The sequence below is a fragment of the Streptomyces sp. NPDC007264 genome, from assembly GCF_042869095.1.
Classification (GTDB): Bacteria; Actinomycetota; Actinomycetes; order Streptomycetales; family Streptomycetaceae; genus Streptomyces.
This window is the reverse complement of record NZ_JBIAFD010000009.1, coordinates 84,051-109,380: the sequence shown is the minus strand read 5'-3', so window position 1 is coordinate 109,380 and position 25,330 is coordinate 84,051. Positions and strand designations below refer to the sequence as shown.

Sequence of the window (25,330 nt, the reverse complement as noted above, 5' to 3'; positions counted from 1 at the left end):
ACCGCAGTCGTCACGTCGGTCGACGATGGACCGACCACCCCACTTCGAAGTCCTGGAAAAGCCCTCAGCGAGCCACAACGCTCGAGCGGGGCTTCACGATCACCGGGCAGGAGTCCCACAGCTCCACCCCGGCCGTGATCAGGTCCAGTACCGCGCGTTGCTCGTCGGGAGTCCATGCGGCGCACTCGCCTCCGAACAGTTTCTCGTAGGCGCCGCTGAGCACCGCTCCCTGCCGGGGCAACCGGTCGACCTCGCCGAGCCCCCGGGCCAGATCCTCGAAGAAGTTCCACGCCTCCAGCACCGCACCCGGGGGGACGCGCCGGTGCACCGGGTCCTCCAGCCAATGCTGAACACGGGCGAGCTCCAGCGTGCCGGCCTCAGCAGTGGCCGGCCTCCGCCCCCGCCGGCTCGCATAGGCCCGCGCCTGTCGAACGGTCATGAACACCGGCACCGTCCAGTGCTCGCCTTCCGGCGACGTCAGCACCTGATCGGGTTCGTCATCCCCGCCACCGATCCACAGAACCACCGCACTGCGGCCGACCCCACGCACCCGGTACGCGTAGAGACTCCCGCCCCCACCGCGGCGTCCGGCCGCGAACACATCTGCCGTCTCGATCTGTGCCACGCCCTCACACTGGCACGGCCCGCGGCAACCGTCGCGGGATTTCCGCACAGCGTCCGGCAGCGCCGGAAGGCCCGGAACACTCCTTGCCGTCCGGGCCCGTGCCTGTCCTGTGCCGGCGACCGGGCGAACTCTCTAGGAGCCGCCCGCCTCCGGGTCCTCGGCGAACAGGTCCTCCGCGCATGCCACGGTGCCGGCCCGGTCGAGCCAGTCGTTGAGGCGGTCGAGGTCCATGCAGGCGGTGATGCGTTCGCGGACGTCGCCGGAGATCGGAAGGCCGCGCACCTCCAGCACGCGCAGGACTCCCTTGGCCTCGCCTTCGGCCTTGCCTTCGGCCTTGCCTTCGGTCTTGCCTTCGGTCTTGCCTTCGAGGTAGGCCCTCTCGCGGACCGTCCCCCGGCCAGGGAAGTAGCTGACGAACGACATGATTTCCTTCAGTTTCTGTCCGGCTGGGGTGTTACCCAGGCTGATTTCCAGGAAGTCGAGGAAGTAGTCGGCGGTCTCCGGGTCCGTTTCCCGCACCTTCTCGATGGCGGCTGTGATTGTCTCCATTATGGCGTCACAGTCGGCGCTGCGGGCGTGCGCCAGGACGGAGAGCACCGCCAGTGCGAGGTTCTTCACCGCGGTTCTGACGTCGGCGATCTTCGGCACGTTGTCCGGCCCGGCGACCAGCGGATACGTCCGCTGAGCCGTCCAGCCCCGCGCGCCGCAGTCGAAGGGGCCGGCCGCCCACTTGGCCGTGGCCCCGTCCTGGCAGACCACGAGAAGCAGCACGGGCAGGCGGAACTTCGCCTGGAGGAAGGCGACGTAGTAGGCCCAACTCGACGCCTTGGCCTCGTCCTTGCCCGACTGCGACTCGATGGCGAGCAGGAAGTCCTCGCCGTCGGAGGGGCCGACACGCAGCACGGTGTCCACGCGCCGCTCCAGCGGCCGGGCCTCCGTCACGTCGGTGGTGACGGCGTCCACGGTCGCCTTTTCGACTAACGGGACGCCCAGCAATCCGAAAACGGGGGCCAGGACTTCGGGCCGCTCCTGGAAAATGCGGTGCATGCCCTCGTGAGCTGATGTGACCATGTGCGCAACCTATGCGGATCAAGGAATGGGCTGTCCGGGTGAACGGGTGCGTTCACCCTTTCGAGGGGCGAAAAAACGATCAAGCCGCGGCAGTCAATTCACACCACACGATCTTGCCTCGACTGCCCTCCCTGGCCAGCGGCTGCCAGCCCCACAGATCGGCGCACGCCCGGACCAGCGCCAGCCCGCGTCCCTCCTCGAGTTCGGCCGCCCGCTCCAGCGGGACGGGCGGCTCCGGCGGCTCGGGGTCGGCGTCCCACGCCCCGATCCGCAGCACGCCCGCCGCCCAGCGCACACGGAGCGCCGCCGGGCCCTTGGTGTGACGTACGGCGTTGGAGACCAGCTCGGCCGCGAGGAGTTCGGCGGTGTCCACCAGGCGGATCAGGCCGTGCATGGTGAGGATCAGGCGGAGGGTGCGGCGGCTTACGGTGACGGCACGCAGGTCGTTGGGGATGTACAGGCAGTACTCCCAGGGTTCGGACTCGTTTTCGGGCATGGGTGAGCTCCACTTGGTGGGGGTGGGTTTCCGGGGCAGGCGGTGGCATTGCCGCAGCCGTCACGGGAGGACGGAACGGTGCGCTTCCGGTGCGTCACCGACGGTAGGGCATAAATTTCTTCCAGAGCAAGCGGATCGCGTACCCTGACCCCCGAACGAGTCGCTGCGCCAAGGCGGTTGCAGTCGAGGAGGAAGCGATGCCGCCCAGACGGCAGCCCACGGCACGCCAGGTACGCCTGGGCGCTGAGCTACGGAAACTTCGCGAGGCAGCAGGCCTCTCGGCACGCGAAGCCGCCGCGCTGCTCGGAACCAATTCCGTTCAGATGAGCCAGGTCGAGGCCGGGATCGCGGGCGTCAGTGAGGACCGCGTACGACGCTTCGCCGCTCATTACGCCTGCACCGACGAGACGCTGGTCTCGGCCCTGGTGGCGATGGCGACCGACCGGACACGCGGCTGGTGGGAGGAGTATCGGGGCTCACTGCCGACACCGTTCCTGGACATCGCCGAGTTGGAGTACCACTCCACATACCGGCGGGACGTGGAGTTCTTGCACATCCCCGGTCTTCTCCAGACGGAGGACTACGCCCGGGCCGTCTTCTCGTACGGAGTCCCGGAACTCCCGGCCGGTGAACTGGAGTTGCGAGTGAACCACCGCATGGCGCGGAAGGTCGTCATCGAGGGGGTCCACCCCGTCCGGTACGAAGCCCTGGTTCACGAGGCTGCGCTGCGTATCCGGGTAGGCGACCGCGCCTCTTCACGCGCTCAACTGCTCCGCATGCTGGAGATCTCCGAAGCGGCCCACGTCACCGTGCGCGTCGTCCCCTTTGATCTGGACGGCTTCGGCGGAGCCTGGAGCGCCATGATGCTGGCGGGCGGGGCTGTACCCAAGCTGGACACGGCGGTGCGTGACGCGCCGCATGGGACCACCTTCATCGACGCTGAAGCACAACTGGACGTGTTTCGAACGCTCTTCCGTAAAGTAGAGGTCGTATCGCTCGACCCGGAACGGTCGCGTGATTTCATCCACCGGCTGGCCAAGGAGCTGTGAGGCACCCCGTGAGCACCCCTGACAACTGGCGGAAGTCGTCCTACTCCGGCGGAGGCGACGGGAACAACTGCGTCGAGATCGCGCACCGCCGCACCCGCATAGCCGTCCGCGACTCCAAGGCCCCGGCCAGGGCCACCCTCTCCTTCCCGGCCGACACCTTCACCGCTTTCGTCGACGCTCTGAAAGGCGGGACCCACTCGACCGTCACCGACTTCACCGGGTGCCACGGCTGATCCATGTCCCGTCACCCGGTCGGTCGCGGCCGCCTCGCGGGCCGGTAACCGGCGGGTTCGGGTCGGCCCCGACGTCGTGACGAGGCGCACATCAGCGGCCCCTACTCCACCGTCACCGACTTCGCCAGGTTCCGCGGCTGGTCCACCTCGTTGCCGCGCGCCGTGGCCAGTTCGCAGGCGAAGACCTGGAGCGGCACGGTCGCGACGAGCGGCTGGAGGAGGGTCGGCGTCGCCGGGATGCGGATCAGATGGTCGGCGTACGGCACCACCGCCTCGTCGCCCTCCTCCGCGATCACGATCGTGCGCGCGCCCCTCGCCCGGATCTCCTGGATGTTGGACACGATCTTGTCGTGTAGGACCGAGCGCCCGCGGGGCGACGGCGCCACCACGACGACCGGAAGGTCCTGTTCGATCAGGGCGATCGGGCCGTGCTTCAGTTCGCCCGCCGCGAAGCCCTCGGCGTGCATGTACGCCAGTTCCTTGAGCTTGAGGGCGCCTTCGAGCGCCACCGGGTAGCCCACGTGCCGGCCCAGGAACAGCACCGTGTTCTTCGTGGCGAGCGAGCGCGCCAGTTCCCGTACCGGCTCCATCGTCTCCAGGACGCGCTCGACCTCGCAGGAGATCTTCGACAGGTCGCGGATGACCGCCTGGATCTCGTCGCCCCACTTGGTGCCGCGCACCTGGCCCAGGTACAGGGCCACCAGGTAGCAGGCGACGAGCTGGGTCAGGAACGCCTTGGTCGAGGCGACCGCGACCTCGGGGCCGGCGTGCGTGTACAGCACGGCGTCCGACTCGCGCGGGATCGTCGATCCGTTGGTGTTGCAGATCGCCAGCACCTTCGAGCCCTGCTCGCGGGCGTGCCGCAGCGCCATCAGGGTGTCCATGGTCTCGCCGGACTGCGAGATGGCGATGACGAGCGTGCGCGGGTCGAGGATCGGGTCCCGGTAGCGGAACTCGCTGGCCAGCTCCACCTCGCAGGGGATCCGCGTCCAGTGCTCGATCGCGTACTTGGCGATCAGTCCGGCGTGGAAGGCCGTCCCGCACGCCACGATCACGACCTTGTCGACCTCGCGCAGTTCGGCGGTCGAGATCCGCACCTCGTCGAGCGTGAGCGAACCCGCCGCGTCGATCCGGCCCAGGAGGGTGTCGGCGACCGCCTTGGGCTGCTCGGCGATCTCCTTGAGCATGAAGTAGTCGTAGCCGCCCTTCTCGGCGGCCGAGGCGTCCCAGTCGACGTGGTACGAGCGGACGTCGGCGGGGCGGCCGTCGAAGTTCGTGACGGTCACCCCGTCCCGGCGCAGCTCCACCACCTGGTCCTGGCCCAGCTCGATCGCCGAGCGGGTGTGGGCGATGAACGCCGCCACGTCCGAGGCGAGGAACGCCTCGCCCTCACCGACGCCCACCACGAGGGGCGAGTTGCGCCGTGCGCCCACCACCACGTCCGGGTCGTCGGCGTGGACCGCGACCAGCGTGAACGCGCCGTCCAGGCGCCGGCACACCAGCCGCATCGCCTCCGCGAGGTCCGCGGTCGCGGAGAACTCCTCGGCGAGCAGATGCGCGACCACCTCGGTGTCCGTCTCGGAGGTGAGGGTGTGGCCGCGCTCCTCCAGTTCGGCCCGCAGCACGGCGAAGTTCTCGATGATCCCGTTGTGGACCACGGCGACGCGCCCCGCGTTGTCGAGGTGCGGATGGGCGTTCGCGTCGTTCGGGGCGCCGTGGGTGGCCCACCGGGTGTGCCCGATACCGGTGGTGCCGGCCGGCAGCGGCCGGTCGACCAGCTCCTTCTCCAGGTTGACCAGCTTGCCGGCCTTCTTGGCCGCGGCCAGGCCGCCGTCGGCGAGCACGGCGACGCCTGCCGAGTCGTAGCCCCGGTACTCCAGCCGCTTCAGTCCCGCCACGACCACGTCGAGTGCCGACTGCGGTCCCACGTATCCCACGATTCCGCACATGCGGGGCAGCCTACGTGCCGGACGGCGCCCGAATCCGCCGCCGCGTGCCCGAAATCGGAAATTCCCACCGGGGTACGAAGGGGTACGTGCCGGACGGGCTCCGGCCCGGCCCCGGTCCCGGCCCCGGCCTCCGGTCCCGGCCTTGCCGCGGAAGCCGGTTCGGCTCCGCCGTGGGAGCCGCTTCAACCGCCGGCCCGGTCCGGCCTGGTTCGGCCGCCGGCCCGCTTCGGCCTGGTTCGGCCGCCGGCCCGGTCCGGCCTGGTTCAGGCGCCGGCCTGGTCCGGCCTGGTTCCGCCGCCGGTCCGACCCTGCCGCGGACGCGCATCCGGCTCCGCCGCGGAAGCCTGTCCCACTCCGCCGCGGAAGCCGGTCCGGCCGCCGGTCCGGCCCCGGCCCTGCCGCCGAAGCGCATCCGGCTCCGCCCCGGGAGCCGGTCCGGCCCTGCCGCGTGCGGCATGGCAGGGCCCGCCCCGGGAGTCCGCCCCGCCCCGGGGTCCGTCACACCGCGGACCCCGCGGCCGAACCGATCGGCCGGGGTCCGGGGCCGGACGGCTTCGGAGGGTCAGGCCAGCTTCGCGAGCTGCGCCTGGAGGATCTCCGTGGGGAAGGCGAAGTCCTTGCCGGAGACGGCCGAGGCCAGGTTGATGGCGGGGAGCAGGACGAGGGTGGAGCCCTTGCGGGCGACCACGGCCTTGACCGGCACCTTCACGCCCTCCTCGGCGTCCACGATCAGCGTCAGCGCGAGCGCCTCGTCCGCCCCTTCGGGCGCCGTGGTCGTCGTCACCTTCACGTCCTTGGTCTTCTCGCCGGCCGCCGTGTACGAGAAGCCTCCGGCGCACTTCCCCGCGGCCGCGGTCAGGTCCTTCATCGCCTGCTCCGCCCCGCCGTTCTCGTAGGACGCCAGGGTCAGCTGGACCTTCGGGGTGTTGAGGGCCGCCAGCATGGCGTCCTCGGGGTTCGCGTTCGCGGCGGGCTTCTTCGCGGTGCCGGTCCAGGCGCGCTTGACCGTGGCCGCGGGCTTGCCCACGTAGGTGCCGGACTGGAGGAACGCGAGCGGCGCACAGGCCCCGTCGTCCGCCTTCACCTGGTCCTGCGCGATGTCGTCCTTCGCGGGCACCTTCGTGGCGACGGTGCCGCTCTTGACGTCCTGCTGGGTGAGCGCGGCCTTCTCCAGTTCGGCGGCGGTCAGGGCCTTCGCGGCCGCCGGGGTGGCGGCGGCGGTCTTGCCGGCCTGGGCACCCTTGCCCTCGTCGGCCTTGTCGCCGCCGTCGGAGGAGCCGCCGCAGGCGGTGGCGAGGAGGGCGAGGGCGGCGGCGGAGGCGGCGAGGGCCGCGCGGCGGACGGCGATGGGTCTCACGGGTGGAAGCTCTCTTCTCTCGGGTGTGCCGCGGTGATCCCCCGGCTTTGCCCGGACTTTACGGGATCATGCCACTGGTGTTGATCATGAGTGGGGCGGCCGGTACCCAACCGTGACGGCTCCGTGATCCACGGGCCCCGGGGCCCGTACGGCGTGACGGACTCCACCCGCCGCACAGGGCGAACTCCGTTCACAATGAACTGTGATCTCTCCGGTCTCCTCGATGCCCCGGAGCGCCCACCGGTCCAGGCCGGAGGCGACTCCCTACGTAGACCTCACCCGTGCCGAGTGGAGCGCGCTGCGCGACAAGACGCCGCTGCCGCTGACCGCCGAGGAGGTCGAGAAGCTGCGTGGCCTGGGCGATGTCATCGACCTCGACGAGGTACGGGACATCTATCTGCCGCTGTCCCGGCTCCTGAATCTGTACGTGGAGGCCACGAACGGGCTCAGAGGCGCCCTGAACACCTTCCTGGGCGAGCGGCGCTCCCAGTCCGGCACCCCGTTCGTGATAGGCGTCGCGGGGTCCGTGGCGGTGGGCAAGTCCACCGCCGCCCGCCTCCTGCAGGCCCTCCTCTCCCGCTGGCCGGAACACCCGCGCGTGGAACGCGTCACCACGGACGGCTTCCTGCTGCCCACCAAGGAGTTGCAGGCCCGCGGGCTGATGTCGCGGAAAGGTTTCCCCGAGTCGTACGACCGCCGTGCGCTCACCCGTTTCGTCGCCGACATCAAGGCCGGCAAGGACGAGGTGACGGCGCCCGTCTACTCGCACCTGATCTACGACATCCTCCCGGACCGCAAGCTCACGGTCCGGCGCCCGGACATCCTGATCGTCGAGGGCCTGAACGTGCTCCAGCCCGCCCTCCCCGGCAAGGACGGCCGCACCCGCGTGGGTCTGGCGGACTACTTCGACTTCAGCGTGTACGTCGACGCCCGCGCCGAGGACATCGAGCGCTGGTACCTGAGCCGGTTCAGGAAGCTCCGGCGGACCGCCTTCCAGGACCCGTCGTCGTACTTCCGCAAGTACACCCAGGTCTCCGAGGAGGAGGCGCTGGACTACGCCCGCACGATGTGGCGGACCGTCAACAAGCCCAATCTGCTGGAGAACGTGGCACCGACCCGGGGCCGTGCCACCCTGGTCCTGCGCAAGGGCCCGGACCACAAGGTGCAGCGGCTCAGCCTGCGCAAGCTGTAGGACCGCGGGTCCGCCGGCCGGGGCGGCCTGTTAGAAAGGGCGTCATGCTGCATCTGCGCCTGATCGCCCCGGCCGAGCACACCGACGACGTGGTGCGTCTGATCGAGCGGACGGTCGGAACCGCCCACCTCGTCGTGCTGCCGGGCGCCGCCCGCAATCCCGCCGGGGACGTCGTGATGTGCGACGTCGCGCGCGAGTCGGGCGACGAACTGATCGGCCGGCTCAGGGAGCTGGGCCTGGACGAGACCGGTTCGATAGCGGTCGAGAACATCGACCTGTCCCTGTCCCGGCGGGCCGAGAAGGCCGAGCAGGAGGCACCGGGCGAGGGTGCGGACGCGGTGCTGTGGGAGCACCTGGCGGACGCGACGCACGAGGAGTCCACGCTGTCGGTCACGTACGTCGCCTTCCTCACGCTCGCCACGATGATCGCGGCCTGCGGTGTCGTCCTCGACAACGCGATCCTGATCGTGGGCGCGATGGCGGTGGGGCCGGAGTTCGGCCCGCTGGCGGGGCTCAGCACCGCACTCGTGCGGCGGGTGCCCCGGCTGGCCGTCCGCTCGCTGGTGGCCCTGCTGGTGGGCTTCGCGGCGGCCATGCTGGTGACGGTCGGCTTCACCTACTTCATGGACGCGCTGGAACTGTTCAGCCGGGTCAAGCTGGACGCCGAACGCCCCAGTACCAACTTCATCTACCGTCCGGACGCCTTCTCGTTCGTCGTCGCGGTGCTCGCGGGCATCGCCGGCACGCTCTCACTGACGTCGGCGAAGTCGGGCGCGCTGATCGGTGTCGCCATCTCGGTCACCACGGTCCCGGCGGCGGCGAACGCGGCCGTGGCCTTCGCCTACGAGGACTACCGCCAGGCGTGGGGCTCGACCGAACAGCTCCTGCTGAACCTGCTGGGCATCGTCCTGGCGGGCGCGCTCACCCTGCTGGCCCAGAAGTGGCTCTGGGCCAGGCAGCGCGAACGGGCCCGCAGGGCCGGGGGCTTCCAACCGAAAGCGTCCCGACCCGGCGACAGGGCCTAGCAGGCCCTGTCGTTTGGATCATCCCGGCGTCGCGGGGTCCGGCACGCACATCTGCGGCGTTGTCGTCGGTTGCCGACGCTCCGCGTCGGCGCCCTCCTCCGCCTTGCAGCTGCACGCACCGGACCCCGCTCGGGTCGGCCGGAAGGCGCCGGGACCCACAGCCGGCCTGATCCAAACGACAGGGCCTAGCCGAGGGCCGACTTCACCGCGTCCGCCAGCCGCCCCGCGACCGACCTGGCCTGGTCGATGTCGGCGGCCTCGACCATCACCCGCACCAGCGGCTCGGTGCCCGAGGGACGCAGCAGGACCCGCCCGGTGGAGCCGAGCTCCCGCTCGGCCTCGGCGACGGCGGCGGACAGGTCCGCGGACGACGCGACCCGGGACTTGTCGACGTCCGGAACGTTCACGAGGACCTGCGGCAGCCGCTCCATCACGGACGCGAGGTCCTTGAGCGTACGGCCGGTCTCGGCGACCCGCGCCGCCAGCAGCAGGCCGGTCAGCGTGCCGTCACCGGTGGTGGCGTGGTCGAGGACGATGACATGGCCGGACTGCTCGCCGCCGAGCGTGTAGCCCTTGTCCTTCATCTCCTCCAGGACGTACCGGTCGCCGACCGCGGTCTGCACGAGGGTGAGCCCCTCGCGCTCCAGGGCGAGCTTGAAGCCGAGGTTGGACATGACGGTCGCGACGACGGTGTCGGAACGCAGCGCGGAACGCTCCCGCATCGCCAGCGCCAGCACGGCCAGGATCTGGTCGCCGTCCACCTCCTCGCCCGTGTGGTCCACGGCGAGACAGCGGTCGGCGTCGCCGTCGTGCGCGATGCCGAGGTCCGCGCCGTGCTCGACGACGGCCGCGCGCAGCCGGTCCAGATGGGTGGAGCCGCAGCCGTCGTTGATGTTGAGCCCGTCCGGCTCCGCGCCGATCGTGACGACCTGCGCGCCCGCGCGGGTGAACGCCTCGGGCGAGACCCGGGCGGCGGCGCCGTGCGCCTCGTCGAGGACGACGCTGACCCCGTCGAGCCGGTTCGGGAGGGCGTCCAGGAGGTGGGCCACGTACTGGTCGAAGCCCGCGTCGTACTCCGTCACCCGGCCGACCCCGGACCCCGTGGGCCGGTCCCAGGGGGCGCCGGTGCGGTGCTCCTCGTACACGGCCTCGATGCGGTTCTCCAGTTCGTCGGCGAGCTTGTGCCCGCCGCGGGCGAAGAACTTGATGCCGTTGTCGGGCATGGCGTTGTGGCTGGCGGAGAGCATCACGCCGAGGTCGGCGCCGAGCGCGCCGGTCAGATGGGCGACGGCCGGGGTGGGCAGCACGCCGACGCGCAGCACGTCCACTCCGGCGCTGGCGAGACCGGCGACCACGGCGGCCTCCAGGAACTCCCCGGACGCGCGGGGATCCCGCCCGACGACCGCCGTCGGCCGGTGGCCCTCGAAGGTGCCCGCCTCGGCGAGCACGTGGGCCGCCGCCACGGAGAGGCCGAGTGCCATCTCGGCCGTCAGGTCCGCGTTGGCGACACCGCGCACGCCGTCCGTGCCGAAGAGTCGTCCCACTGTCTGTCCTCCGAACTTGCTGCGAATGTGCGGCTCATGCCGAGTGTCCGGACAGCGACCGGTTACGTACATGGGTCACCCGGACCTTGCCTTCAGGACCTATCCCCTGCCGCCGGTTCCGGGACCGCCGGAATTGCTCCATAAGCCCGTGTTAAGCAACCATCCCCCGTAAACGAACCGCCCCGGCGGCACAAAGCGTGCTGCCGGGGCGATGCGTGCTTGCGGCAGGCGCGGACACCTGCGCGACCAGCGGGACGCGTCAGCGCTTGCTGTACTGCGGCGCCTTGCGGGCCTTCTTCAGACCGGCCTTCTTCCGCTCGACCGCGCGGTCGTCGCGGCGCAGGAAGCCGGCCTTCTTCAGCGGGCCGCGGTTGTTGTCGACGTCCGCCTCGTTCAGCGCGCGGGCGACACCGAGACGGAGCGCACCGGCCTGGCCGGAGACACCGCCACCGGCGATGCGGGCGATGACGTCGTAGCGGCCCTCGAGCTCGAGCACCTTGAAGGGCTCGTTGACTTCCTGCTGGTGCACCTTGTTCGGGAAGTAGTCCTCGAGGGTGCGACCGTTGATCTTCCACTTTCCGGAGCCCGGAACGATCCGGACGCGGGCGATGGCGTTCTTGCGGCGGCCCAGGCCGGCGGCGGGCTGGGGCTCACCGAAGCGGGAGGCGAGGGACTCGGAGGTGTACTCACCCTCCAGCGGGACCTCGGTCTCGGTGGTGTAGCTGTCGATGTCAAGCTCTTCGAGCGGCTGCTCGGCAGTGGTCTCGGCCACGATTCTCCTCAGATTCTCTTCAGTCTTAGGGGGTGGCCGGACTTACTGCGCGACCTGGCTGATCTCGTACGGCACCGGCTGCTGGGCTGCGTGCGGGTGCTGGTCGCCCGAGTAGACCTTCAGCTTCGAGAGCATCTGACGACCCAGGGTGTTCTTGGGGAGCATGCCCTTGACGGCCTTCTCCACGGCCTTCTCCGGGTTCTTCGCCAGCAGGTCGTCGTAGCGGACCGCGCGCAGACCGCCCGGGTAGCCGGAGTGGCGGTAGGCCATCTTCTGGGTCCGCTTGTTGCCGGACAGGTGGACCTTGTCGGCGTTGATGATGATGACGAAATCGCCGGTGTCCACGTGGGGCGCGTAGATCGGCTTGTGCTTGCCGCGCAGCAGGGTGGCGGCGGTGGTCGCCAGACGGCCCAGGACGACGTCCTGAGCGTCGATGACGTGCCACTGACGCGTCACATCGCCGGGCTTGGGGCTGTACGTACGCACGGTTCGTAGCCTTCGCTTCTTCAGTGAGGTTCCTGACAAGGTCACCGAAGACGATCACGACAGCCCTGACCGCACTGCGGTGACGCAAGCCGCGTGCTGGTCGCTGGTCATCGGCCCGGTGGACCGGTGTAAGGGCCCCTCACGTGAGAATGAGCAAGCCAATACACATAACGAACAGCCAGAATAACGGGAGCGCCCGTACGGGTCAAAACGACGGTGCCGCCGCCCCGTGAGCACCACGGGTGTCACCCCCCGTGCCCGGCCGCGGACGGGAGGTGCCGGCGAACGGGACGACACCGCCCCGGACGACCGCACAGGGGCGGAGGGGGAGATTCCCGTACAGGCCCGTCAAAGCCTCGGCGCCCTTGGTTTTCCGGCCCTGGGGGCCGCACCGGGCGGCCCGTGCCCCGTCTAAGATGCGCCGCATGAGTTATGGGCAGGGGGAGCCCCAGTGGGATCCCTGGAAACCGAGTTCCCAGCAGCACCAGTGGGGGAGCCAGGGCGCCACCCCGGACTGGGCCGCGCTCGCCGAGGCCTCGGAGGCGCGCAACAGGCGCCGCCGCCTGCTGCTGATCCTGGGCGGCGCCCTGGCCACCGTCGCGGTGGGCACCGCCGTCGCCATGGCGGTCGTGTCGGCGAACGGCGACACCGGCGCGTCGGGCAAGCCCACCCGTGAGCTGCCGGGCACGGCGGGCATCCCCAGTCAGAGCGCCGACGCCGATCCCTCGTTCGCGCCGACCTCGGCCCCTCCCCCGCTGGACCCGATGGACTTCATCTCCAGCGCGGCGAAGGACACCGCCCCCATCAGCGCGAACACGCTCTTCCCCGGCACCCAGCTGACCATGGGCACGAACGTCTACAAGAAGGGCCCCACCGCCTCCACGGCGAAGTGCGCGTCGGCCGTGCGGGGGACGCTGCCCGCGGTGCTCACCAAGAACGGCTGCACCCGCCTCATGCGCGCCAGCTACACCAAGGACGGCGTCGCGGTGACGGTCGGCGTGGCCCTCTTCGACACCGCGGCCCAGGCGACGAAGGCCAAGCAGCAGGCGGACGGCAGGAGCATCCTCACCTCGCTGACCGGTCAGGGCGTGCCCACGTTCTGCCGTACGACGGTCTGCCGCTCCACCACCAACTCCTACGGCCGCTACGCGTACTTCACGCTCGCCGGCTTCACCGGCGGCAAGGACGTGACGGCCAAGGACGCGAAGGTCTTCGCGGCCGGCGACGACCTGGCGGAGTTCGCGTTCCGCCAGATACGCCGCCGCGGCGAGGCGCAGGCGTCGGCGGCGGCCAACCGGTGACCGCCGGGGGCCCGGGGCTCCCGGCGGCGCGCGCACGCGGTACGGCCGCCCGCAGCGGGCCCGCCCGCATCAGGGCCATCCGCATCAGGGCCATCCGCACCGGCGCCCCCGCACCGGGCCCGCCCGCCCTGTCGCGGCCCCGGCCGCAGGTCACAGCCGCTTGGCGCTGCGCAGCGTCTTCGCGTAGTAGCCGTTGCCGTCCAGCCGGGACACACCGCCCAGGTCGCCGATGGTCGGGCCGTTGACCTCCTCACGGCTCGAGACGAAGATCAGGTGGCCTTCCGTGTCGTAGCCGAGCACCATGCCCACGTGGTCCAGCCGCTGCCCGGTCCGGGTGTCGAGCTTGAAGAAGACGAGGTCCCCGGGCTGCAGCTGATCGATGGCCGTCGGCCGGTCCTGCGCCGATATCCCGTGCAGCGGCAGTATGTCGACGCCCTCGTTCGAGCGGGCCATCCCGTTGGCGGTGCGCGGCAGGCCGTCGCCCGCGTCGTCCGTGGCCATCAGGGGGTAGCGGGCGCGGTATCCGATCACCAGACGGATGAACCCCGAGCAGTCCACCGACCGGGCGCGTACGGCCTCCGGCTCCCCGACCGTCCCGTCCCGGAAGGGATACCGGAGGCCGAGGTAGTCGTAGAAGTCGGACTGCTCCAGGCGCAGGTCGCCGCCCTCGGCACCCGTCGTGTTCAGCGGACCGAAGTTCGCGTCGCCCGCGTAGGCGACGCCCTGCGCGTCCTTCTTCACCGGCGCGTCCTGCACGTACTGGAAGGCGGTGGCGAAGAGGTCGTCCTCCTTGCTGTCCGCGTACTCGGTGTACCACTCCTTGAACCAGCGCTTGTCCTCCGACCCCTTCGACCAGGGCTCGGGCATGAGCCGGACCCAGTCCGTCGTGGACACCTTGGACCTGGTCGACGTCGGCTCCCCGAACGTGCGCGCCGGCCCGGTCAGCGTCGCGGTGCGCGCCCCGTCGGTGAGCACGGCCTTGATCCGGCCGTCGGCCCCGCGCAGCACCGAGCGTGCGGGGTTGTCCAGCCGGGTCCAGTGCTCCTCGCCCTTCTCGGACGCCCCGCCGGAGCGCCCGGAGCCGTCCAGCACGCCGACGTTCGTGATCTGCGGTATCCCCTGATCATCCCGTTTCCGCAGCTCCAGGGTGAGGTATCCGGACGCGGCGACCAGCGTCAGCACCACGGCCGCCGAGACGACCGGCCGCGACTTCTTCTTTGCTGCCATCGTTGTGTCCTCGGCTTTCAGACGGTGGGCATGACGCCGAGCAGCAGGCCCCCGGCGACGACGATGTAGGCCATGAGGGAGACGGTGCCCGTGGCCAGCAGAGTGGCCCCCTTGGGCTGGCGCACCATCTGGTAGGCGATCAGACCGGGCACGATGAAGCCGAGCGTCTGGTTGCCGTACATGAGCGGGAACTCCAGGGAGAGCACGATCATCACCGTGGCCTGGAGCAGCACGCCCAGCAGCACCACCGCGGCGAACAGCCGCTTGCCGTAGAGGATCACCAGCCGCTGCATGACCTTGGTGCCCGCGTAGGTCAGTGCCGTGACGCCCACGACCATCGCTGCCCGCTGCAGGTCCTCGATGAGCGTCAGGGCGAGCCAGCCCGGCGTGATCATGCCGCCGGGCGACAGGTTGGTGGTGAGATAGCAGAGCAGCGAGAAGAACAGTCCTATGGCGATGCCCAGGGCGGCCATCTCGGGGGTCAGGGTGGCGGTGGTCAACGGGGTCTCCGGCAGGCGTGCGAGGTCTGGGACGAGGCGGTCGGGCCCGGGGGCCACCGCCGCGCTCACGGGGGTCAGGAACGCGGCGGCCAGCCGCTGTCGGCCGAGGGGGGCGGGGTGCCGCCGTAGCCGTCGTGGCGGCCGGCCTCCTGGACGGGAGCCGTGTACGCCCCCTCCTGCCCGGCGTGGCCCGGATACCCGACGATCGGTATCTCCTGGGTCCGGGAGGCCTGGTACCGCTCCTCCCAGGCGGCGGGATACGAGGCGAACGGGTCCAGGAGCAGCGACTGGGACGGCGGAACGACGGCACCGGTGCGCTCACTCGCCGCGGCGGGCGTCTCGTCCGCCGGGAGCTCGGCCAGGTACTCGAGGAGTTCCTCGCCCTGTCCGTGGATGTTGCCGATGGCCACGAGGGAGGAGTCCGCGGGCAGGCGGTCGAACAGGGCGGGCATGAACTCCTCGGCCGACCGCCGCTCCCCGCCCAGGTCGACGGCCCGGTCGCGCCACTCGGCGGGGATGGCGTCGATGGCGCTCCTGGCGGGGTGCCCGATCACGAAGACGTTGTCCGGCCGCAGCTCGGGGACGATCTGGCCCATCTGCCCGTTGCGCTCGACCCGGTCGGGGCGGCAGTTGATCACGACGTTCAGCGGCCGGCTGATCGCTCCGAGGTCGAGCAGCTGGTTGATGTTCATCAGGGTGGACTCCGGGTCGTTCGCCGCGAAGACGTTGGCGAACGCGAGCCGCTTGCCGTCGGGTGTGAGACAGCGCTCCACGGAGAGCACGCCCGGGTCCGGCGGGGCGTCGTACATGCCCTGCAGGGCGACCTGCCGCTCCACCCCGAGGAGCTCCGCCACGACCAGTGCGATCGCCACGTTCTCCTTGAAGGTGAACCAGCTGAATCCCCGCAACTCGCTGTCGGAGACCGATTCCGGGTCCGCGTAGACGAGTTGGCAGTTCCGGGCGTCCGCCTCCTCCTGGAGGATGTGGAAGCGTTCCCGTTCCGCGGTGACGCAGATGCCGTTCTCCGGCATGGAGCGGCACAACGACCGTGCCACGTCGTCCAGGGTGGGGCCCATCTCGGCGAGGTGGTCCTCCCGGACGTTGCACAGCACGCCGATCGTCGAGCGGATCAGCTTGCTCTGGTTCACCTCCTGCAGGGCCGGCATGACGGCCATGCACTCGATGACCAGCGCGTCGGGCCGGTACGCGGCGGCCCTGCGGACGATGCCGATCTGCTCCACCACGTTGGCGATCCCGAACTTGCGGTAGACCGGCTCCTCGGTCGCGTCGGGGTGGACGAACCGTGCGGCCGTCCCCGTCGTCTTCGCGACGGTGACGAGGCCGCCGCCGCGCAGGGCGCCCGCGCACAGCCGGGTGATGGAGGACTTGCCGCGGATCCCGTTGACGAGCACCCGCGAGGGGATGCTGTGCAGGCTGGCGTAGTGCCTGCGCTGCTCGACGATGCCCGCGACGAGCAGGGACACACCGCCGGCCAGCAGGACGAAGTACAGATAGAGCACAGCGGGTCACCTTTCCTGGGCGGCGGGCCGGGGCTCGGCGTACGGGCGCGCCTGGTTCTGCCTGCGGGCCTGCAACTGCTGGCGGAGCAGTTCGAGGCTGCGCACGACGGCGCCCACCTCGTCGTGGTAGCGGGGGTAGAGCACGGTCTTGAGATCACCGTCAGCGAGCTTCTCCGCGCCGGACGCGAGGCTCCGCATGGGCCGGGCCACGACCAGGTGCACCCAGCCCAGGCAGACGACGATCGCGGCCAGGCCGAGCATCCCGGCGAGCACGCTGCGGTCCTCCCGCACGTAGGGGGTGATCTGGAAGTGCTTGGCGCCCTGCCAGCTGACGACGCTCCAGCCGATGTCGGCGGCCTCGCCGCCCCCGGAGAAGGGGGCCGCGGCGGCGACGGTCACGGCCCGTCCCTCGCGTATCAGCAGCCCGTTCTCCACGGGGCCCGCGCCGACCTGTACGTTTCCGGCCCTGACCAGCTCGGGCAGGGTGTCGCCCGGCAGCCTCTCGAAGGCCAGGAAGCCCTCGCTGCCGGCGATGGTCAGCGTCTGGGAGTCCACCACGCGGACCTCGCCGAGCCCGGGCCGGTCCAGCAGCGAGTTGAGGAACTCCACCCGCACCTCGCCGACCAGGGTCAGTCCCTTCCTTCCCGGGACGGGAGCCCCGGCCTGGACCACCGGTTTCTTGCCGCCCCTGCCCGCCACCCTGATCAACGGAAGATCCTTCCCGCGGCTCCAGGCGGCGTGCGGTTCCTGCCCGGCGTGCAGGGAGACGGTGCCGTCCTCGGCCACGAGGTACAGGGTCGCGTAGCGGGGGTGGTCGCGCAGCGTGGTCTCCAGCAGGGCGCGGACCGTCTCGTCGTCGGCGTTCCCGCCGATCAGGCGGGACGTCGAGACGACGTCCGCGTGCGCCTCGTTGAGCGCCCTGCGCACCCGGTCGGCGATCAGGTCGGTGCGGTCGCGCTGGTCGTTGACCATGGAGGCGGGGACGCTGACCGAGGCGTCCGTGCGGTTGAGCAGCAGGCCGACCGGTACGCACCACAGCAGCAGCAGTACGGCCGTCAGGGCGAGCGGCAGGCGCACCCCGAACCGTGACTTCCGTCGCTGTCCGGGATCGGCGGGGCCGCCCTCACCCCGCAACTGCCCGCGCAGTTGTTCGAGGGCGGAGCCGATGCGTGCGGCCTCACCCCACCGGGGCACTGCCACCGGCCGGGTCAGATCGCCTCTGGCCAGCCTGCGGGCCTCCAGGAACAGGCGCAGCAGCGGCCGCTGCACGGTCGTCCACAGCACGGCCACCGCCAGCAGTCCGAGCGCCACCAGGGCCCCGGCGGCCAGCAGCCCGTACAGCTCGCGGCCCTGCTCGACGGCCTGCTGCCGGACCACGGGGAGCAGGGCCACCACGGTGAGGCCGAGTCCGGCGCCGGCGCTCTGCTTCGTCTCGGGGTCGGCGGAGGCGAGGGAGGCGTAACCCGCCGTGGCCACGCGGCCGTTGTACTCCTTGCCGAGCAGGGTGCCGCTGACGCCGGGGTAGCCCCGGGAGCCCGGCTCCTTGGTGCTGACCGGGTTCCGCTCGGACAGGTCGGCCGCCCGGGCGGACAGGTCGGTCATCTGCTTCTGCAGGAAGGCCAGTTCCTCGCGTTCCTGGTCGGAGTTGAGCGCCTCGGCCTGCTCGAAGCCGGCCACGGCGAGGACCTCACCGTTTCGGGCCACCACCGCCATGGAGCGGAACGGCCCCAGGTTGATGGAGGGCACGGCCAGGCTGTTGGACGCGATCAGCAGCTGCTGCGGCTGTCCCTTCCAGGACAGGACCGCCATGGTCATCAGGCGTACTTCACCGGTCTCCAGCCGCACCATGCGGGGCACCAGGGCCTTGTCCCCGGTGAGCACGTCCTTGGTCAGCCAGGCCAGCGGAATCGTTTCTCCTCGGGCGGCGAGAACCTTGCCGCTCTCCAGGTCGAGGACGCTGGTGCCGGTCCACTTCTGGTAGGTCTTCCCCAGGTCGGACAGCACGTGTTCCGGTTGGACCGGCGAGCCGGCGTTCAGCGCGGTCGCGGTGCGGTCCAGGTCGGCGACCCGCTCGTCGACCGAGGCCCGCAGGGCGATGGCGCCGTCCTCCGCGAAGTGCTGCTGCGACGCCAGCACCGCCTTCGGCACGACCTGGTCACCGATGGGTCCCAGCACCTTGGCGGTCAGCCCGGCGAGGGCCAGCGTGAGCACGAACAGCAGGGCGATCGGGGGACGTATGCCGCCAAGGAGCGGCATGTCCGCTCGTCTGCGGCTGCGCCGCCGGCCCTTCCCACGGGGGCGCTCGGCAAGGGTGGATGTCACCGGTGGTCTACCTCTCCGACCTGTACGGGTGCGCAGCGCCCATCAGGGGAGGACCGCTGGCAAACGGGGGTGATCGAGTCTTTTCCTGACAGACTCGTCACGGGCGCCGAGGTTGTACGCGGGGCCCGAACTACGCAGTGGCGCTAATCACGCTCCAGCGTGAGTTCCTTCAGCCCGTCGCCGCCGGGAGCTCCCCGGTTGTAGAGGAAGCCGCGGGTGCGGTCGGCCGCGAGCTGGTAGCGGGCGATGCGGTCCGGGGGCAGATCTCCCGGCTCGTCGAGCATGTGCCGCACATCCACCACCCGGTGGTCGGTGACCGCGCCGTCGGGCGCCTTGTCGCCGTCCTCCACCTCGGGCGGAATGTCCACCAACGTCGTGCGGTAGCGGGCGGAGACGTCCCAGCCGTCCGCGGTCTCCCGGAATGTGAACCAGCCGATCACGCCCTCCTCGGTGAGTCCCGTCGGCGAGGAGTGGCGGGCGACCTCGTTGCCCAGGCTGAAGGCGACCCAGGTGCCGTTCACCTTCTGGATCGGCTGCACCACATGGGGGTGGTGGCCGATCACCAGGTCGACCCCGGTCTCCTTGGTGACGCGCTCCACCAGTTGCAGCTGCGGGACGCTCGGCTCGTTGTAGTGCTCAAGACCCCAGTGGAGCGTGAGGATCACCACCTCGGCCCCCAGCCTGCGGGCGCGGGTCTCCGCCTTCTTGATCTCCTCGGTGCCGATCCGGTTGAACGCCCACCGCTCCTTGCCGGGCGTCGGGTTGAGGAAGGACTCCCAGGAGAAGGCCAGGTGGGCGACCTTGACGCCGTTGACCTCGCGGATGTTGATCCGCTTCGCCTCGGCAGGGGTGCGCGCGGAGCCGGTGTGGCCGAGTCCGACCTCGTCCATCGCGTCCAAGGTCTGCTTCACGGCCTTGAGACCGTGGTCGAACGTGTGGTTGGAGGCGGTCGAGCACGTGTCGTACCCCACATCCTTCAACGTCCCCAGGATCTGCGGCGGGACGAGGAACTCCGGATAGCCCTCGAAGGGGCCCCGGGGGTTTCCGACCGGCGTCTCCAGATGGCAGATCGCCAGGTCGGCCTTGCTGATGATCGGCTTAACCCCGGCGAGCAGCGGCCCGAAGTCCAGTCCGGCCTCTCCCTCGCCGGTCGCCTTGGCGTCCTTCGCGGCCTGCTCGACCAGTTCGGGGTGGATGAGGATGTCCCCGGCGGCGGCGACGGTGAACGAGCGTCCGCCCGGCTTCACCGACGACGCGGCAGCACCCGAGGTGCACCCGGCGGTCAGTGCGGCGAGCGCGATCAGGGCTACCGTACGCCCCATGCGGAGAGGTTCACGAAATGTCACCGCGTAATGTTCACATGCACCACACAACTATCAGGAACTCTGCCATCACGAAGCGATCACATTTCCTTACCGTATTCACACTCTTCGGGCTCGTGCTCGCCCTGTTCGGCTGCCGGACGTCGACGCACGGCGCCACGGACGGTTCCGTTCCGCCTTCCCGGGAACTGGTCGACCTGCGGAGCCGGATCCTCGCGTACACGGCGCGGTTCACGCCCGGCGGGAACTACACACCGCCGGACCGCGGCGAGCGCGAGCGGATCGCCCAGGGCGTGGGGCGCCTCCTGGACGGGCACGCAAAGGACGCGGAACGGCTGCTCGCCGACGTCGGTCTGGGCATCACCCGCCTCACCGACACCGCCTCGGGCCGCAGATACGACGAGATCGCCGCCGTCCGGTCCGGCGTGGCCGAGCACTGGGGCCGGCTGTATCTGAACGCGGACTCGGCCCTCCGCTGGAGCGTCCAGGTGCCGCACCCCGTGGCCGACCGGGACACGGAACTGCTGGGCGTACGGCTGCTGGAGGACACCCCCGGCGGAGCGCTGGTCATGGCCGGCGCCCACCGGAAAGCGGGCCGGAACGGTGCCGCGGACGTCTCCCACCGCGAGGACAGCGCCTTCCACACCGTGATCGTGGAACTCCAGAGGCGCGGCGTACCCGGCCTCCAACTGCACGGCTTCGCCAGGACGTCGCAGCGCCCCTACGAGGCCGTGGTGTCCACCGGCGCGGCGCGGAGCGTGCTCGACGAGACCTCCGCCTTGGCCGACCGCATGGAGGCCCACGGGCTACGGGTGTGCCGGGCGTGGTCGGCGCGGTGCCCGGTGGAGGGCACCACGAACGTCCAGGGCCGTAGCGCGCAGCGGCAGCACGCGGAGTTCGTGCACGTGGAGCTCGCCCCCGGCGCACGCGGACACGGCAAGGACGCCGACGCCGCCGCGGCGGCCCTGTCGGGGCTCACCGCGGACTGGAGGGACCGCTGAGCACGCCGGCCGCCGCTCGATGGCAGAGCACCGGACGCGCCGGGCCACCGCTCGGCGACAGAGCACCGGACCGGACCCGCCGGCCCGCCGGCCCGCCGGCCCACCGCTCAGCAGCAGCCCGTGGCCGCTCCCGGCAGCGACCGCTTGTTCCGCGCCTCCCTGCTGCGGGCGGCCAGCAGCTCGTCGGCGGGGTAGCCGACCTCCTCCAGGGTCAGCCCGTGCGGCCGTACGACATGCACCGCCGAGTCCCGTACGCCGGCCGCCAGCACCTTCCCCGGCCAGTCGGGCGCCCGGTGCCCGTCCCCCACGAACAGCAGCGCCCCGATCAGCGACCGCACCATGTTGTGGCAGAAGGCGTCCGCCCGGACGGTGGCGGTGATGATCCCGTCGTCGCCGCGCGCCAGGCTCAGCTCCTGGAGCGTACGGATCGTGGTGGCGCCCTCGCGCCGCTTGCAGTAGGCGGCGAAGTCGTGCTCGCCGATCAGCGGCCGCGCCGCCTCGTTCATGGCGTCGACGTCGAGCGGCCAGTCGTGCCACAGCACATGGCCCCGCAGCAGCGGGTCGACTCCGCCCGGGTTGTCGGTGACCCGGTACGCGTACCGCCGCCAGACCGCCGAGAAACGGGCGTTGAAGCCGCTGGGCGCCTCTCTGAGGGCCCACACCCGCACGTCCTTGGGCAGGCGCCCGGCGAGCCGCTTCAGCAGCTTCCCGCGGTGTTCGGCCCACACCTCCCGCGGCAGATCGACATGGGCGACCTGTCCCCGCGCGTGCACCCCGGCGTCGGTGCGCCCGGCCACGGTGAGCTCGCAGGCCGCGTCCCGGACCCGGGTGACGGTGCGCAGGGCGTCCTCGATCTCCGCCTGGACGGTCCGCCTGCCACCGGCCTGCTTGGCCCAGCCGTGGAAGCCGCTGCCGTCGTAGGAGAGGTCGAGGCGGATGCGGACGTCACCGGGCTGTACTTCGTCACTCACAAGGCGATCCTCTCAGTACGGCATCCTCTCGGAGACGCGAAAGCGGGCCCGCCCCGAAGGGCGGACCCGCTCAGCGTGCGGCGGTGCCTCAGGCGTCCTCGGACCCCTCGGCGGCCTCCACGGCCGGAGCCTCGGTGGCCTCCTCCGCCTTCGCGGTCTCGGTCTCCTTGACGGCGCGCTTGGTCGCCGCCTCGGCCTCGCCGACCGCCTTCTGCTGCACCGTCAGCGCCTCGACCAGCTCGATGACCGCCATGGGCGCGTTGTCGCCACGGCGGTTGCCGATCTTGGTGATGCGGGTGTAGCCACCGGGCCGGTTCTCGTAGCGCGGGCCGATCTCGGTGAAGAGCGTGTGGACGATGCTCTTGTCCGTGATGACCTGGAGCACCTGGCGGCGGTTGTGAAGGTCGCCCTTCTTCGCCTTGGTGACCAGACGCTCCGCGTACGGGCGCAGGCGGCGGGCCTTCGCCTCGGTGGTGGTGATACGGCCGTGCTCGAACAGCGCCTTCGCGAGGTTCGCGAGGATCAGCTTCTCGTGCGCGGCACTGCCGCCCATGCGGGCACCCTTGGTGGGCTTCGGCATCGTGTTTCTCCTAGGTGTCTGCCCCGGCCGTGTCAGGTACCGGGGTCAGTATCCGAGCGGGCGGTCGCCCGTCGGAGATCCGGGCGAACCCGGAGGTCTGGCCGGCGGGGCCGGGAGACCCCGCGCCCCGCCGGTGACGATCAGTACTGCTCGGTCTCGACGAACCCGGCGTCCGCGTCGTCGTCGGCGCCGAAGGCGTCCGCGGCGGCGGTCGGGTCGAATCCGGGCGGGCTGTCCTTCAGGGCCAGGCCCATGCCGGCCAGCTTCGCCTTGACCTCGTCGATGGACTTCGCGCCGAAGTTGCGGATGTCCAGCAGGTCCGCCTCGGAACGGGCCACGAGCTCGCCCACCGAGTGGATGCCCTCGCGCTTGAGGCAGTTGTAGGAGCGGACGGTGAGCTCCAGCTCCTCGATCGGCAGTGCCAGATCGGCGGCGAGGGCGGCATCCGTCGGGGACGGACCCATGTCGATGCCCTCGGCGTCGATGTTCAGCTCGCGCGCCAGGCCGAACAGCTCGACCAGGGTCTTGCCCGCCGACGCCATGGCGTCGCGCGGACGCATGGCCTGCTTGGTCTCGACGTCGACGATCAGCTTGTCGAAGTCGGTGCGCTGCTCGACACGGGTCGCCTCGACCTTGTAGGTGACCTTGAGAACCGGCGAGTAGATCGAGTCGACCGGGACACGGCCGATCTCCTGGCCCACCTGCTTGTTCTGCACGGCGGAGACGTAACCGCGACCGCGCTCGACGGTCAGCTCCATCTCCAGCTTGCCCTTGCCGTTGAGCGTGGCGAGGACGAGGTCGGGGTTGTGCACCTCGACACCGGCCGGGGGCGCGATGTCGGCGGCGGTGACGAGACCCGGGCCCTGCTTGCGCAGGTACATCACGACCGGCTCGTCGTGCTCGGAGGAGACGACCAGCTGCTTGATGTTCAGGATCAGGTCGGTGACGTCCTCCTTGACGCCCGGCACGGTGGTGAACTCGTGCAGAACGCCGTCGATGCGGATGGACGTGACCGCCGCACCCGGGATCGAGGAGAGGAGCGTACGACGCAGGGAGTTGCCGAGGGTGTAGCCGAAGCCCGGCTCCAGCGGCTCGATCACGAACCGGGAGCGGAACTCGTCGACGACCTCTTCGGTCAACGAGGGACGCTGAGCGATCAGCATGTGTGGATCAGATCCTTCAGTCGTGGGCGCCCGCTATATGACGCCCTACGGAGCCGCACCGAAAGGGTGCGGTACTGCAAGGGTACGGGCGGTACGAACCGAACACGGAGCGTACCGCCCGATTCCTGCCAGGCAGGCCGTGCGTCAGACGCGGCGGCGCTTCGGCGGACGGCAGCCGTTGTGCGGGGTCGGGGTGACGTCCTGGATGGAGCCGACCTCGAGGCCCGTGGCCTGGAGGGAGCGGATCGCGGTCTCACGACCGGAACCCGGGCCCTTCACGAAGACGTCGACCTTGCGCATGCCGTGCTCCTGGGCACGACGCGCGGCCGACTCGGCGGCCATCTGCGCGGCGAACGGCGTGGACTTCCGGGAGCCCTTGAAGCCGACGTGGCCGGCGGAGGCCCAGGAGATCACGTTGCCGGACGGGTCCGTGATCGAGACGATCGTGTTGTTGAACGTGCTCTTGATGTGCGCGTGGCCGTGAGCGACGTTCTTCTTTTCCTTGCGGCGCACCTTCTTGGCAGCGCCCTGACGTCCCTTGGGGGGCATCCTCTATCTCCTAGGGAGGTGGTCGGTCCTACAGCGAAGACCGTGGACAGGTGTCCGCTGCGGACTACTTCTTGCCCGGCTTCTTCTTGCCGGCGATGGCGCGACGCGGACCCTTGCGGGTACGGGCGTTGGTGCTGGTGCGCTGGCCGCGGACGGGAAGACCGCGACGGTGCCGCAGGCCCTGGTAGCAGCCGATCTCGACCTTGCGGCGGATGTCGGCCTGGATCTCGCGACGGAGGTCACCCTCGGTCTTGACGTTGTTGTCGACGTACTCGCGGATCGCGACCAGCTGCTCCTCGGAGAGGTCACGAACACGGGTGTTCGGGTCCACTCCGGTGGCGGCCAGCGTCTGCTGGGACAGCGTCCGGCCGATGCCGAACACGTAGGTGAGGGCGACCTCCACGCGCTTGTCGCGCGGGATGTCAACACCGGAAACGCGTGCCATTCAATGGCTCCAGTTGATCTTCGGAGGTCTTCCGCAGAACCGGTTCCCAGCCGCCGTACGAGGTACGAACTGGGTCCCCGGCCTCCGAACCGGGGGTGTCAGACCTGAGGGATCAGGCCCGGGCCCTGCGTATGAACATGTTGCTCGCGTCGCGCGAATCCCTGCGAGTCGCAGAGGGTGCGGTCGTGCGTCAGCCCTGGCGCTGCTTGTGGCGCGGGTTCTCGCAGATGACCATGACCCGGCCGTGACGGCGGATCACCCTGCACTTGTCGCAGATCTTCTTGACGCTCGGCTTGACCTTCATGGGATGTGAGGTTCTCCGGGTCAGTGCCACCACCCCGTCGGACGGGGCAAGGGCAAGATCTACTTGTAGCGGTAGACGATCCGGCCACGCGTCAGGTCGTACGGAGACAGCTCCACCACGACCCGGTCGTCAGGGAGGATGCGGATGTAGTGCATGCGCATCTTGCCGCTGATGTGTGCCAGGACCTGGTGGCCGTTCTGGAGCTCGACCTTGAACATGGCGTTCGGCAGAGACTCGACGACAGTGCCCTCGATCTCGATGGCACCTTGCTTCTTGGCCACGCTTCGCCCTTCGAATCGACTACCTTGATCGGCCGCGCGCCCCGC

General features: G+C 70.4%; 26 protein-coding genes. 6 read left to right on the top strand and 20 right to left on the bottom strand.

All coding sequences use genetic code 11. The features are described from left to right. Positions 1 to 64 precede the first annotated feature (64 nt). The 3 genes from ACFYMU_RS17600 to ACFYMU_RS17590 form a co-directional block, all read right to left on the bottom strand. A complete protein-coding gene (locus ACFYMU_RS17600) occupies positions 65 to 625 on the bottom strand; it encodes a hypothetical protein (protein WP_388373708.1) in 561 nt (186 codons plus the stop codon). A 132-nt stretch (positions 626 to 757) separates the two neighbouring features. After that, positions 758 to 1,696: a hypothetical protein gene (locus tag ACFYMU_RS17595; protein ID WP_388373707.1), complete on the bottom strand. Its 939-nt coding sequence runs from the start codon at positions 1,694 to 1,696 to the stop codon at positions 758 to 760. A gap of 79 nt (positions 1,697 to 1,775) precedes the next feature. Further along, positions 1,776 to 2,192, bottom strand: coding sequence for an ATP-binding protein (locus tag ACFYMU_RS17590; protein ID WP_388373705.1), 417 nt, complete (start codon positions 2,190 to 2,192; stop codon positions 1,776 to 1,778). 197 nt (positions 2,193 to 2,389) lie between these two features. Between ACFYMU_RS17590 and ACFYMU_RS17585 the strand changes: the two genes are divergently transcribed. Together ACFYMU_RS17585 and ACFYMU_RS17580 are read left to right on the top strand one after the other, a co-directional pair. Then, positions 2,390 to 3,241 (top strand): helix-turn-helix domain-containing protein, encoded by an 852-nt coding sequence (locus tag ACFYMU_RS17585; protein WP_388373703.1) that lies wholly within the window; start codon positions 2,390 to 2,392, stop codon positions 3,239 to 3,241. A gap of 8 nt (positions 3,242 to 3,249) precedes the next feature. Continuing rightward, positions 3,250 to 3,474 carry a DUF397 domain-containing protein gene (locus ACFYMU_RS17580; RefSeq protein WP_388373701.1) on the top strand — a complete coding sequence of 75 codons (225 nt, stop codon included), beginning with the start codon at positions 3,250 to 3,252 and terminating at the stop codon, positions 3,472 to 3,474. 101 nt (positions 3,475 to 3,575) lie between these two features. Here ACFYMU_RS17580 and glmS read toward each other — a convergent pair whose 3' ends face one another. Both glmS and ACFYMU_RS17570 read right to left on the bottom strand, forming a co-directional pair. Beyond that, on the bottom strand, positions 3,576 to 5,423 hold the full coding sequence (gene glmS / locus ACFYMU_RS17575) for a glutamine--fructose-6-phosphate transaminase (isomerizing) (RefSeq protein WP_388373699.1): 1,848 nt from the start codon (positions 5,421 to 5,423) through the stop codon (positions 3,576 to 3,578). A gap of 562 nt (positions 5,424 to 5,985) precedes the next feature. Beyond that, positions 5,986 to 6,780: a hypothetical protein gene (locus tag ACFYMU_RS17570; RefSeq protein ID WP_388373697.1), complete on the bottom strand. Its 795-nt coding sequence runs from the start codon at positions 6,778 to 6,780 to the stop codon at positions 5,986 to 5,988. 223 nt (positions 6,781 to 7,003) lie between these two features. On the opposite strand from ACFYMU_RS17570, the gene coaA reads away from it, so the two are divergent. Together coaA and ACFYMU_RS17560 are read left to right on the top strand one after the other, a co-directional pair. Beyond that, positions 7,004 to 7,972, top strand: a complete 969-nt coding sequence (gene coaA / locus ACFYMU_RS17565) for a type I pantothenate kinase (protein ID WP_388373695.1) — start codon at positions 7,004 to 7,006, stop codon at positions 7,970 to 7,972. 44 nt (positions 7,973 to 8,016) lie between these two features. Then, the gene (locus tag ACFYMU_RS17560; protein ID WP_388373693.1) at positions 8,017 to 8,997 is read left to right on the top strand and encodes a DUF389 domain-containing protein; all 981 of its coding nucleotides are present in this window, start codon (positions 8,017 to 8,019) and stop codon (positions 8,995 to 8,997) included. Positions 8,998 to 9,182: 185 nt separating this feature from the next. Here the strand turns inward: ACFYMU_RS17560 and glmM are convergent, their stop codons facing one another. From glmM to rplM, 3 genes are all read right to left on the bottom strand, one after another. Further along, complete coding sequence (glmM, locus tag ACFYMU_RS17555) at positions 9,183 to 10,541, bottom strand: phosphoglucosamine mutase (RefSeq protein ID WP_388373691.1); 1,359 nt, start codon at positions 10,539 to 10,541, stop codon at positions 9,183 to 9,185. Between the two features lie 259 nt (positions 10,542 to 10,800). Beyond that, the gene (gene rpsI / locus ACFYMU_RS17550) at positions 10,801 to 11,313 is read right to left on the bottom strand and encodes a 30S ribosomal protein S9 (RefSeq protein WP_234513423.1); all 513 of its coding nucleotides are present in this window, start codon (positions 11,311 to 11,313) and stop codon (positions 10,801 to 10,803) included. A 42-nt stretch (positions 11,314 to 11,355) separates the two neighbouring features. Further along, a complete protein-coding gene (gene rplM / locus ACFYMU_RS17545) occupies positions 11,356 to 11,799 on the bottom strand; it encodes a 50S ribosomal protein L13 (RefSeq protein WP_388373688.1) in 444 nt (147 codons plus the stop codon). A 425-nt stretch (positions 11,800 to 12,224) separates the two neighbouring features. On the opposite strand from rplM, the gene ACFYMU_RS17540 reads away from it, so the two are divergent. Further along, positions 12,225 to 13,100 carry a hypothetical protein gene (locus ACFYMU_RS17540; protein ID WP_388373686.1) on the top strand — a complete coding sequence of 292 codons (876 nt, stop codon included), beginning with the start codon at positions 12,225 to 12,227 and terminating at the stop codon, positions 13,098 to 13,100. Between the two features lie 150 nt (positions 13,101 to 13,250). Here the strand turns inward: ACFYMU_RS17540 and ACFYMU_RS17535 are convergent, their stop codons facing one another. From ACFYMU_RS17535 to ACFYMU_RS17515, 5 genes are all read right to left on the bottom strand, one after another. Beyond that, positions 13,251 to 14,327, bottom strand: a complete 1,077-nt coding sequence (locus tag ACFYMU_RS17535; protein WP_388373684.1) for a C40 family peptidase — start codon at positions 14,325 to 14,327, stop codon at positions 13,251 to 13,253. 17 nt (positions 14,328 to 14,344) lie between these two features. Further along, complete coding sequence (locus tag ACFYMU_RS17530; RefSeq protein WP_388373682.1) at positions 14,345 to 14,827, bottom strand: poly-gamma-glutamate biosynthesis protein PgsC/CapC; 483 nt, start codon at positions 14,825 to 14,827, stop codon at positions 14,345 to 14,347. A 74-nt stretch (positions 14,828 to 14,901) separates the two neighbouring features. Beyond that, a complete protein-coding gene (gene pgsB, locus ACFYMU_RS17525; RefSeq protein ID WP_388373680.1) occupies positions 14,902 to 16,347 on the bottom strand; it encodes a poly-gamma-glutamate synthase PgsB in 1,446 nt (481 codons plus the stop codon). A gap of 6 nt (positions 16,348 to 16,353) precedes the next feature. After that, positions 16,354 to 18,603 (bottom strand): HAMP domain-containing protein, encoded by a 2,250-nt coding sequence (locus ACFYMU_RS17520; RefSeq protein ID WP_388373678.1) that lies wholly within the window; start codon positions 18,601 to 18,603, stop codon positions 16,354 to 16,356. 209 nt (positions 18,604 to 18,812) lie between these two features. Then, the gene (locus ACFYMU_RS17515; protein ID WP_388373676.1) at positions 18,813 to 19,991 is read right to left on the bottom strand and encodes a CapA family protein; all 1,179 of its coding nucleotides are present in this window, start codon (positions 19,989 to 19,991) and stop codon (positions 18,813 to 18,815) included. A 17-nt stretch (positions 19,992 to 20,008) separates the two neighbouring features. On the opposite strand from ACFYMU_RS17515, the gene ACFYMU_RS17510 reads away from it, so the two are divergent. Further along, positions 20,009 to 20,992 carry a hypothetical protein gene (locus ACFYMU_RS17510; protein ID WP_388373674.1) on the top strand — a complete coding sequence of 328 codons (984 nt, stop codon included), beginning with the start codon at positions 20,009 to 20,011 and terminating at the stop codon, positions 20,990 to 20,992. 107 nt (positions 20,993 to 21,099) lie between these two features. Here ACFYMU_RS17510 and truA read toward each other — a convergent pair whose 3' ends face one another. The 7 genes from truA to infA all read right to left on the bottom strand — a co-directional run bounded on the left by truA (position 21,100) and on the right by infA (position 25,285). Continuing rightward, complete coding sequence (gene truA / locus ACFYMU_RS17505; RefSeq protein WP_388373672.1) at positions 21,100 to 21,963, bottom strand: tRNA pseudouridine(38-40) synthase TruA; 864 nt, start codon at positions 21,961 to 21,963, stop codon at positions 21,100 to 21,102. Positions 21,964 to 22,051: 88 nt separating this feature from the next. Beyond that, the gene (rplQ, locus tag ACFYMU_RS17500) at positions 22,052 to 22,543 is read right to left on the bottom strand and encodes a 50S ribosomal protein L17 (RefSeq protein WP_388373670.1); all 492 of its coding nucleotides are present in this window, start codon (positions 22,541 to 22,543) and stop codon (positions 22,052 to 22,054) included. Positions 22,544 to 22,683: 140 nt separating this feature from the next. After that, positions 22,684 to 23,706, bottom strand: a complete 1,023-nt coding sequence (locus ACFYMU_RS17495) for a DNA-directed RNA polymerase subunit alpha (RefSeq protein ID WP_062640332.1) — start codon at positions 23,704 to 23,706, stop codon at positions 22,684 to 22,686. Between the two features lie 144 nt (positions 23,707 to 23,850). Beyond that, entirely contained in the window at positions 23,851 to 24,255 is a 405-nt protein-coding gene (gene rpsK / locus ACFYMU_RS17490; RefSeq protein ID WP_003956432.1) for a 30S ribosomal protein S11, read from the bottom strand. Between the two features lie 64 nt (positions 24,256 to 24,319). Then, positions 24,320 to 24,700 (bottom strand): 30S ribosomal protein S13, encoded by a 381-nt coding sequence (gene rpsM / locus ACFYMU_RS17485; protein WP_388373668.1) that lies wholly within the window; start codon positions 24,698 to 24,700, stop codon positions 24,320 to 24,322. A 190-nt stretch (positions 24,701 to 24,890) separates the two neighbouring features. Next, complete coding sequence (rpmJ, locus tag ACFYMU_RS17480) at positions 24,891 to 25,004, bottom strand: 50S ribosomal protein L36 (protein WP_003998809.1); 114 nt, start codon at positions 25,002 to 25,004, stop codon at positions 24,891 to 24,893. Positions 25,005 to 25,063: 59 nt separating this feature from the next. Further along, positions 25,064 to 25,285, bottom strand: coding sequence for a translation initiation factor IF-1 (gene infA / locus ACFYMU_RS17475; protein WP_003948620.1), 222 nt, complete (start codon positions 25,283 to 25,285; stop codon positions 25,064 to 25,066). Positions 25,286 to 25,330 lie beyond the last annotated feature (45 nt).

What these genes read in the sequence shown, in the direction of transcription:
- ACFYMU_RS17595 (WP_388373707.1), bottom strand. Translation starts at nt 1,696, where the DNA reads ATGGTCACATCAGCTCACGAGGGCATGCACCGCATTTTCCAGGAGCGG.
- ACFYMU_RS17590 (WP_388373705.1), bottom strand. Translation starts at nt 2,192, where the DNA reads ATGCCCGAAAACGAGTCCGAACCCTGGGAGTACTGCCTGTACATCCCC.
- ACFYMU_RS17585 (WP_388373703.1), top strand. Translation starts at nt 2,390, where the DNA reads ATGCCGCCCAGACGGCAGCCCACGGCACGCCAGGTACGCCTGGGCGCT.
- glmS (WP_388373699.1), bottom strand. Translation starts at nt 5,423, where the DNA reads ATGTGCGGAATCGTGGGATACGTGGGACCGCAGTCGGCACTCGACGTG.
- coaA (WP_388373695.1), top strand. Translation starts at nt 7,004, where the DNA reads ATGCCCCGGAGCGCCCACCGGTCCAGGCCGGAGGCGACTCCCTACGTA.
- ACFYMU_RS17560 (WP_388373693.1), top strand. Translation starts at nt 8,017, where the DNA reads ATGCTGCATCTGCGCCTGATCGCCCCGGCCGAGCACACCGACGACGTG.
- ACFYMU_RS17540 (WP_388373686.1), top strand. Translation starts at nt 12,225, where the DNA reads ATGAGTTATGGGCAGGGGGAGCCCCAGTGGGATCCCTGGAAACCGAGT.
- ACFYMU_RS17535 (WP_388373684.1), bottom strand. Translation starts at nt 14,327, where the DNA reads ATGGCAGCAAAGAAGAAGTCGCGGCCGGTCGTCTCGGCGGCCGTGGTG.
- ACFYMU_RS17520 (WP_388373678.1), bottom strand. Translation starts at nt 18,603, where the DNA reads ATGCCGCTCCTTGGCGGCATACGTCCCCCGATCGCCCTGCTGTTCGTG.
- ACFYMU_RS17515 (WP_388373676.1), bottom strand. Translation starts at nt 19,991, where the DNA reads ATGGGGCGTACGGTAGCCCTGATCGCGCTCGCCGCACTGACCGCCGGG.
- ACFYMU_RS17510 (WP_388373674.1), top strand. Translation starts at nt 20,009, where the DNA reads ATGTCACCGCGTAATGTTCACATGCACCACACAACTATCAGGAACTCT.
- rplQ (WP_388373670.1), bottom strand. Translation starts at nt 22,543, where the DNA reads ATGCCGAAGCCCACCAAGGGTGCCCGCATGGGCGGCAGTGCCGCGCAC.
- ACFYMU_RS17495 (WP_062640332.1), bottom strand. Translation starts at nt 23,706, where the DNA reads ATGCTGATCGCTCAGCGTCCCTCGTTGACCGAAGAGGTCGTCGACGAG.
- rpsK (WP_003956432.1), bottom strand. Translation starts at nt 24,255, where the DNA reads ATGCCCCCCAAGGGACGTCAGGGCGCTGCCAAGAAGGTGCGCCGCAAG.
- rpsM (WP_388373668.1), bottom strand. Translation starts at nt 24,700, where the DNA reads ATGGCACGCGTTTCCGGTGTTGACATCCCGCGCGACAAGCGCGTGGAG.
- rpmJ (WP_003998809.1), bottom strand. Translation starts at nt 25,004, where the DNA reads ATGAAGGTCAAGCCGAGCGTCAAGAAGATCTGCGACAAGTGCAGGGTG.